Source organism: Psychromonas aquatilis, assembly GCF_038155185.1.
GTDB lineage: Bacteria > Pseudomonadota > Gammaproteobacteria > Enterobacterales > Psychromonadaceae > Psychromonas > Psychromonas aquatilis.
Window position 1 is genome coordinate 1 of record NZ_JBAKAZ010000083.1, and the last position, 8666, is coordinate 8666.

The following is an 8666-nucleotide window of genomic DNA, read 5'->3' on the forward strand; positions in this document are numbered from 1 at the left end:
TTGTTCTGTAAGTTTGCATTATCTGCTCCGAATTTATTATTGAGCAGATATTTTTGAACAATCAGAAAATTGATACTAGGTGTGCTTTGCTAGACGCTTACAGCTAACGCTGTTAACTATCACTATTAAGTAAACAAAAATAACCGGTAATAATTGTATCGATTGATAATAAATAATGGCACAGCCATAAATGGCAGCAATCAGTAGTAAGGTGATGTTTTTCATTTTTTATCTCTAACAATCAAGGCAAATAAATTTTAACTAAAGTACTGCTCTAACAAAGTTATCATTGATTATGTTGATATAGCAAAAGACGCTCAGAAGAGGATACTTTAGTAATAAAAAAGGCTGATACGCGATCAGCCTTTTCAATGGTAAATAACTATCAACAATCAATGCTTTTTCAAGGAACTCATTCACCGTTCATGTTATCTACTTATCATTTAACTATCGAGATAGTCTAGGTCGTCAAAGTCGTCGCCTAACAACTCTTTTAAACGCCTTCTTTCTTTAATTTCTTCAATGCTACGGCGAACCTTGCCTCGTTTACGATCATTCATTAAAGACTGTTTTTTCTTCATTGATGTATTGTCTTCATCCCAATCATCTTCTGAAAAAAATTCAGCGCCATCTTGAATGTCGTCTTCGTTTTGTAGAGAGTCTCTATTAGTATTTGCCATATGTATTCTCCAATCATGACAGTCTTGCTTCGCTGGTTTAACAGCATTTATAACTACAAATTATGTAAAAAAAAAGTGTTTTTAGTATGGGAGGCTTTACCTGGCTTTTAGGTAAGAACCATACTTTTCTCTTTTTAACTTATTATTTGAAAAAATACGATAAATATTTTTAATTTAAATTAAATTAACTAAAAAATTGCGCTTTAAACTGTATTTTCGACATATTTAACCTTTTTATTGTTACCCTTTTATGAATTAAACCAAGCAATTAACACTGAGCAATAATATACAAAAAGAGTAGAAGCAGTTACATTACCCTTCTATTTTTAGAATAATAAAGAAAGGATAGATATGCAGTTTTCAACTTTAGGTAGCAGCGGTGAATCGGTTTCCCGTATCTGTTTAGGTAGTATGACTTGGGGATTACAAAATAATCAACAAGATGCAGACCAACAAATTGCCTATGCATTAGAGCAAGGTATTAATTTTATCGATACTGCTGAGATGTATGCCGTTCCACCATCAGCTGAAACTTACGGTAAAACGGAAAGCATCATTGGTGACTATTTGAAACGACATACTCATCAACGTAAAGATATTGTCTTAGCCTCTAAAATTGCAGGTAATGGTTTACCTTGGGTTAGAGAAGGCGGCCCTATTACGGGTGATGCTGTCATTAGTTCTGTTGATGCCTCTTTAAAACGCTTACAAACTGATTACCTTGATCTTTACCAGTTACACTGGCCTAATCGAACCAGCCCACATTTTGGTAAACATTCACCAAACTCTTACGCCTTTTCAGATACTGACACAAGCCAACAAATGGACTCTATGTTAGATATTTTGCATGGGTTAGCTGAGTGTGTAAAAGCAGGAAAGATACGTCATTGTGGTTTATCTGATGATACACCTTGGGGAATTAACGCCTTTTTGAAATTAAGCGAACAATATAACTTGCCACGCATGGTATCTATTCAAAATGAGTTTAGTCTTTTGCATGCCAAAGATTGGCCTTACTTAATTGAAAACTGTGTCCGTGAACATATTGCTTATTTACCTTGGTCGCCATTGGCAACAGGCATGCTTAGCGGTAAGTACCTCAATGGACAGTGCCCTCCAGGCAGTCGCTGGAGCATTAAGCAGCGTAATGGCTTATTTAGAGACACACCAGAAAGTGAAGCAGCAGTTAAAGCTTACCAAGAGATTGCTCAAGCAAATGAAATTACCACAGCTCAATTAGCATTAAAGTGGTGTGATCAGGTTGATGGTGTCACTTCTACCATTATTGGTGCAACGACCATGTCACAATTGAAAGAGAATATTGAAGCATTTAAGGCGCCATTATCTGAACAAGCTTTATCAGATATTAGTGCGGTATTGAAAAAATACCCAGCTCCTTTTTAGTCAATAAAAGAGCGAGGTATTGCCTATGCCTCGCTTTAAAATAACGACATTTGATCTGATGTTATTTGATTAAAGTCTTTACCCAATACAGGTAAAATTGCTTCTGCAATGGGTTTTAATTGTTTATCGATATATTGTTGGTAATCAATATCGGAATGCAAGTACTCTTGCGGCTCAGGCCCATTTATCGTTAATAGGTAGCCTATTCTGCCACGCTGTTGGTAACGTAAAGGCAAACCTAAGGCTGCATTTTGTTGGTCAGCTAATCGCGCTGCTTTCACTTGTGGTGGTACATTTTTAATATAATCCGCTAAAGGACGACGTAGGCGTTTGTAATAAACCAATTGTTCGTCTAATTGCCCTTCTTTTAATGCCGCAACGATCTCCATAATATATTCATCAACCGGCAAGTCAGCGAATATTTTTTGGTATAAACTCTTTTGAAAGGTCTGAGCTAACTCTGTCCAATCAGAGCGCACCGTTTCTAAGCCTTTAAAGATCATTTTATCGCCAGATTCAGTACTCGTTAACCCTGCATAGCGTTTTTTAGATCCTGTATCTTGTCCACGAAGTGTTGGCATAAAAAATTTACTAAAAGCAGTTTCAAACTCAATTTCTAAATAACAATCTAGGTCAAATTTATCACGTAGTAATGTTTCCCAATATTGATTAATTTGTTGCGCTAATTGCTCACCGATTTGGTTAGCTTCTTTTACGTCTTTACACCCTTTAATATGTACAAACGTCGAATCAGTATCACCATAAATAACTTGTTGCCCTTTCGATTCAATAAAGTGCGCCGTTTGTTGCATTATTTGGTGCCCACGTAAGGTGATTGAACTAGCTAAACGCGTATCATGAAAACGGCAACCAGCAGATCCCAATACACCATACATACTGTTCATGATAATTTTAATCGCGTATTGAAAGGCATCATTTTTATCTTTTTTGGCTTGTTCTCTTGCACTAGTCAGCTCATTTAAGATACGTGGCAGATGATGATGTTCACGGCTAAACCTCGCCCCTCTAAAACCAGGGATAGTTTCTTCCTCAGGTGCTAATAACCCTTCAATCATGCCCATCGGGTCTATTTTAAAACTACGTATAATATTCGGATACAAGGATTTAAAATCCAATACTAATACCCAATCATAAAGGCCCGGTAGTGAATCCATTACAAATCCACCAGGCGAGTGCTGTGCTTCAATATCCCCTAGATTAGGAGCGATATAACCACTACGATGCAATAAAGGTAAGTATAAATTAGTGAATGCAGCTACTGATGCACCACGGCGCTCTAATGCCAGCCCCGTTAACCTAGCACGTTGAATTGCATATTCAGCAAGTTGCTTAGCTTCGAAAATACGTTCAACCAATAAACAATCCTGCAGGTTGTAGCGTGCTAAAGTTACCGGCTCTTGCTCAAATTGACGTTGTATCTCTAAGCCCTTATCACTGTTTGTCGCAATTAGCTTACCTTCTCCAAATAAACTTTGGCTAACATACTCCAAGCTATAGCTCTCGAAGTGCAAACTGGCATTTTTTAAAGCATCAATACCATCTAAAATGACACGACCATGCAAAATAGCCGAGCCAGAATCAGGATCATCTCTATGTGTTAACCACTTCAGGACACTACCATCACGACCAATAGTGAGTGGCACATTTAAAATTTGCGATCGTTTCGCTAATAAACGCATATCAAAGTTAGCAACAGCCCAACCAATAATGGCGTCAGGGTCATAACATTCAAACCAATGAATTAATTGCAATAACAATGCACGCTCATTTTTCACCCAAATGATATTGATATCTTCAACAGGTTGTTTTTTACCAATCATAATAACCGTGTGCTGTGCGCTACTCATATCGCCGGTATTATTCATACTTAAGGCAACACTATACAACTCACTTTGCGGACTACACTCGACATCCAGTGACACCATTGTTAATTGCGTATTTTGCTTTATAACCTGCACATCGGTTTCACTGCTTAAGGTGGCTTGTTGGCATGACCAATAACGCCCTAACCATTTAATTTCACCCGATACCTTGACTAGACCATATATAAATCGCTCCATTAAAAAGCGATCGCTTAATTTGAAATCACCTTCATAAGTTGCAATGTTATTTTGCATTAACGCAACCTGACACCATTTATGTAATTGTTGTTTAAAGGTATAAACAGCACATACTTTTTGGCCATTAAAAGTTTTTATATCAAGAGGACGAAGGAAGTCAGGAGTGCAGTTTTCTTGTTTCCAAATTGCTTCAGCTTCTGCTAATTGCGCTTGTTCAATTAAAAAAACATAACGTTGTTGCGGTACAACCAAGCGACAAGGCCCTCTTTCAGTACTTAACCAAAAGATAAGATCAACGCCGTTTGCCGTTTCAACTTGTTGCCGTGAGATAATTAACCCAGATAAACTGGTTATGGAAGTGTCATTCATGAAGTGATATTAGATCAGTTTACTTAAAAACGTCACACATTTTATTAAAAAGGTCAAAAAAGCAAGAGGTAAGTAACCTCTTGCTGTATAGATTATGCTTTATGACGAGGTAAAACCAGATTCAGACCAATAGCCACAATACCGCATAAGCTAACACCCTGTAGACTGAATGAACCCACACCTAAAGCCATCCCCCCAATACCAAAAACTAAAACGATTGAGACAATACATAAGTTACGCGGTTGAGATAGATCCACTTGATGACGAATTAACGTGCTTAAACCAACGGCAGCAATGGTACCAAATAGTAAGATCATAATTCCGCCCATAACAGCAGGGGGAATAGTTTGTAATACAGCACCAAATTTTCCAACAAAAGCCAAGGCGATAGCAATGATCGCAGCCCAGATCATAATGCGAGGATTAAAATTACGCGTCAGCATCACTGCACCAGTTACTTCTGAGTAAGTTGTATTAGGTGGACCACCAAATAAAGCAGCAGCACTGGTCGCTGCACCATCACCAAATAACGTGCGATGTAGACCAGGTTTCTTCAAATAGTCTTTACCCGTTACATTACTAATTGCAAGAATATCACCTACGTGTTCAACAGCAGGTGCTATTGCAACAGGCACCATGAATAAAACCGCCTGCCAGCTCCACTCTGGAGCAACAAAATTAGGCATACTAAACCAAGCTGCATTAGCAATAGGGGTAAAATCTAATACATCAAAAAATAATGCCAAAACATAACCAACTAAAACACCACAAAAAATAGGTACAAGTTTAAAGATACCTTTTGCTAACGTAGAGACTAACAAAGTAGTAATCAACGCAGAAAAAGAGATAATCATTGCAGTATCTTTATCGATTAAGACCATGCTCCCATCACCTGTTTTACCTAAGGCCATATTGACAGCTAATGGGGCTAAACCTAAGCCGATAACCATAATAACAGGGCCAACTACAACAGGTGGTAACAGTCGATGAATAAAATCAACACCTTTTAGTTTTACCACAGACGACATCAACATATACACAATACCTGCAGCAAATAAACCAGACATTGTTGCGGGAATACCCCAAGTTTGAATGCTGTAAGCAATAGGTGCGATAAAAGCAAATGAAGAAGCAAGGAAAATTGGCACTTGTCCTTTTGTCACTAAATGAAATAAAAGGGTCCCGATACCTGCAGTGAATAGTGCAACATTTGGATCTAAGCCTGTTATTAATGGCATTAAAACTAATGCGCCAAAGGCGACAAATAACATTTGCGAGCCCGCCAACATTTGTTGGAATACATTAAAGTTCTCAGTAATGTCTTCAGGTAGCTTAAAAGAGTCACTTCCTTGCATAAAAATTCCTTTTAATTTATTTAATCGATCAAGCAAATAAAAAGGTTAATAGAGGCTCATATTAACCTTGGTATGTTAATTTAAGCGTTTATTTAGTGCCAAATATTTTATCACCAGCATCCCCTAGGCCAGGGACAATGTAACCATGCTCATTTAAATGAGAATCCACAGAAGCGGTGTAAACTTCAATATCTGGATGTGCTTCTTCTAGTGCTTTCAGCCCTTCAGGTGCCGCCACTAAAATTAAGACTTTAATATCTGTACAACCACTTTTTTTAATTAAATCAAGGGTTGAGATCATTGAACCACCAGTCGCTAACATAGGATCTACAACCAATGCCATACGCTGATCAATTTGGCTTACTAACTTTTGAAAATATGGAACAGGCTCTAATGTCTCTTCATCACGATAGATACCAACCACACTTACTTTTGCACTTGGAATATAATCTAGAACACCGTCCATCATACCTAAACCTGCACGCAAGATAGGCACAACTGTTACTTTTTTACCTGCAATTTGTTGTACTTCTATATCACCTTCCCAGCCTTTAATAGTAACCGTTTCTAATGATAAATCTTTGGTCGCTTCATAGGTTAATAAGCTCGAGACTTCGCGCGCTAATTCACGAAAACGTTTAGTACTGATATCAGCCTCACGTAATAGACCTAATTTATGTTGAATAAGGGGATGTTTTACTTCAAGTACTTTCATGTTAGTAGTCTCCAATGGGTAGATATAGAACGAGTCAGTTATAAGCAGCATCATTATAAATAAAAAATATGGCTTTATGTAAAAATTACTGTTTTTTATGTAAAAAAGGCCAAGAATAGTTTCTTAGCCTTTTGAATTTATTAATAGAATATCTAATTAGTTGTTATTCAAGTTAGTGGCACCTATTTTATGAATGACTAGGTCTGCCCCCTTAAATTCATCTTCTTCTTCTAAACGAATTGGGGAACAACTATTCACCAGCTTGTACACGATAAAGCCACCAACAACAGCAATGGCTACACCAGCAATCGAACCAATTAGCTGGCTGGTAAAACTAACACCACCCAAACCACCTAAAGATTCTAAGCCAAAGATACCAGCCGCTAGGCCTCCCCATAGGCCACAAATGCCATGTAATGGCCATACACCTAATACATCATCAAATTTTACATATTTATTTTGTACATATGTAAACACCCAAACAAATAGACCACCAGCGACTAAACCTGTCATTAACGCGCCAATAGGATGCATTACATCAGAGCCTGCACAAACTGCAACTAAACCAGCTAAAGGACCATTATGGATAAACCCTGGATCTTTTTTGCCAATCACCAATGAACTAATAATGCCGCCTACCATCGCCATTAATGAGTTAATAGCGACTAATCCACTGATTCCTTCAATTGCTTGAGCCGACATAACATTAAAACCAAACCAGCCAATTGAAAGAATCCAAGCACCAAGCGCCAGTAACGGTATATTTGATGGGGCAAAAGCAACGACTTTATTATTACGATAACGACCATTTCGGCTGCCTAAAACAATAATCGCAGCAAAAGCGATCCAACCACCAACGGCATGAACCACGATTGAACCAGCAAAATCATGGAAGCCTGCTCCAAAGTTAGCAATTAACCAGTCTTGGAATCCATAATTGCCATTCCAAATTAACCCTTCAAAAAAGGGATAAACAAAACCAACGCACAGTGCAGCAGCAATTAACATAGGATTAAACTGTGCACGCTCCGCAACTCCACCTGAGATAATGGCTGGTATTGCTGCTGCAAAGGTCATCAAGAAAAAGAACTTAACCAATTCATAGCCATTATTCTCAGCTAAAATAGAGGCGCTATCAAAAAAAGTAACACCATAGGCTAACCAATAGCCAAAGAAGAAATAAACAAGTGCAGAGACACCAAAGTCAGACATAATTTTAACTAATGCATTGACTTGGTTTTTGTGGCGAACAGTACCAACTTCTAGAAAAGCAAATCCAGCGTGCATAGCAAATACCATAATTGCGCCTAACAATATAAATAAAGTATCCGCACTACTGATTAATGCTGTTACGTGATTTTGTACTGAGTCCATACAGTTTCCTTAATATCCTTAAAAAATTTTCAGAACAATACCCGATAAAAAGTCTGGATAACATTACTTTTTTGAATTTTTAAGCTCTTTTTTGATGAAAAATAAGGTTATTCCATAAAAAATAGCACTTATAAAAATTCACTTTAATTTTTTTACTAAAGAAGAGTTACTTTTTTTACAATGAATTTAAATTAACCTAAATAAATTATTCGGAAGCTTAAAGAAGCTTTTCTTTGGTATTTGAAGTCGGGGAAGTCACATTAATAGTGTATTTTTATTTAGTTACGAAACAAAGGAGAAATGTTGATGGGTAATGACAAAAGGAATTAACAGGATGGTTAATGCTTCAACAAAGCTAAAGAGAATGCCTTTTTAAATAGTCACAAACTGGGTTTACAGCGTTTTATCGCTCTACCATCTAGATGAAAGAAATTTTTATTACTGAATAATCATTGCAAAGGATTAATAGTATATCTATCGCTCTACCAACTAAGCTAAAGAGTAATTCTTTAGTACTGAATAATTACAAAGGATTAACAGTATATCTCCCCTCTACCAATAAGACTCAGCCATTCTTTAAGTCTTAAATTTTTGATAAAAAAAAGCCTGAACAAATTATTCAGGCTTTTAAAAGTGGCTCCTCTTGCTGGGCTTGAACCAGCGACACACGGATTAACAGTCCGTTGCT

7 protein-coding genes are annotated in these 8666 nt (G+C 37.2%); 1 reads left to right on the forward strand and 6 read right to left on the reverse strand.

Features of this window, described 5'->3' with window-relative positions; translation table 11 throughout:
- Positions 1–75: 75 nt before the first annotated feature.
- Positions 76–225: a hypothetical protein gene (locus V6256_RS14120; RefSeq protein ID WP_341598869.1), complete on the reverse strand. Its 150-nt coding sequence runs from the start codon at positions 223–225 to the stop codon at positions 76–78.
- Positions 226–443: 218 nt separating this feature from the next.
- A complete protein-coding gene (locus V6256_RS14125; RefSeq protein ID WP_341598870.1) occupies positions 444–680 on the reverse strand; it encodes a PA3496 family putative envelope integrity protein in 237 nt (78 codons plus the stop codon).
- Positions 681–1031: 351 nt separating this feature from the next.
- Between V6256_RS14125 and V6256_RS14130 the strand changes: the two genes are divergently transcribed.
- Positions 1032–2084, forward strand: coding sequence for an aldo/keto reductase (locus V6256_RS14130; RefSeq protein WP_341598871.1), 1053 nt, complete (start codon positions 1032–1034; stop codon positions 2082–2084).
- Between the two features lie 35 nt (positions 2085–2119).
- Here the strand turns inward: V6256_RS14130 and V6256_RS14135 are convergent, their stop codons facing one another.
- The 4 genes from V6256_RS14135 to V6256_RS14150 form a co-directional block, all read right to left on the reverse strand.
- Entirely contained in the window at positions 2120–4534 is a 2415-nt protein-coding gene (locus V6256_RS14135) for a DNA polymerase II (protein ID WP_341598872.1), read from the reverse strand.
- Between the two features lie 92 nt (positions 4535–4626).
- Complete coding sequence (locus tag V6256_RS14140; RefSeq protein WP_341598873.1) at positions 4627–5889, reverse strand: uracil-xanthine permease family protein; 1263 nt, start codon at positions 5887–5889, stop codon at positions 4627–4629.
- 88 nt (positions 5890–5977) lie between these two features.
- Positions 5978–6604: a uracil phosphoribosyltransferase gene (gene upp, locus V6256_RS14145; protein ID WP_341598875.1), complete on the reverse strand. Its 627-nt coding sequence runs from the start codon at positions 6602–6604 to the stop codon at positions 5978–5980.
- Positions 6605–6760: 156 nt separating this feature from the next.
- On the reverse strand, positions 6761–7978 hold the full coding sequence (locus tag V6256_RS14150; protein WP_341598876.1) for an ammonium transporter: 1218 nt from the start codon (positions 7976–7978) through the stop codon (positions 6761–6763).
- Between the last annotated feature and the right edge of the window lie 688 nt (positions 7979–8666).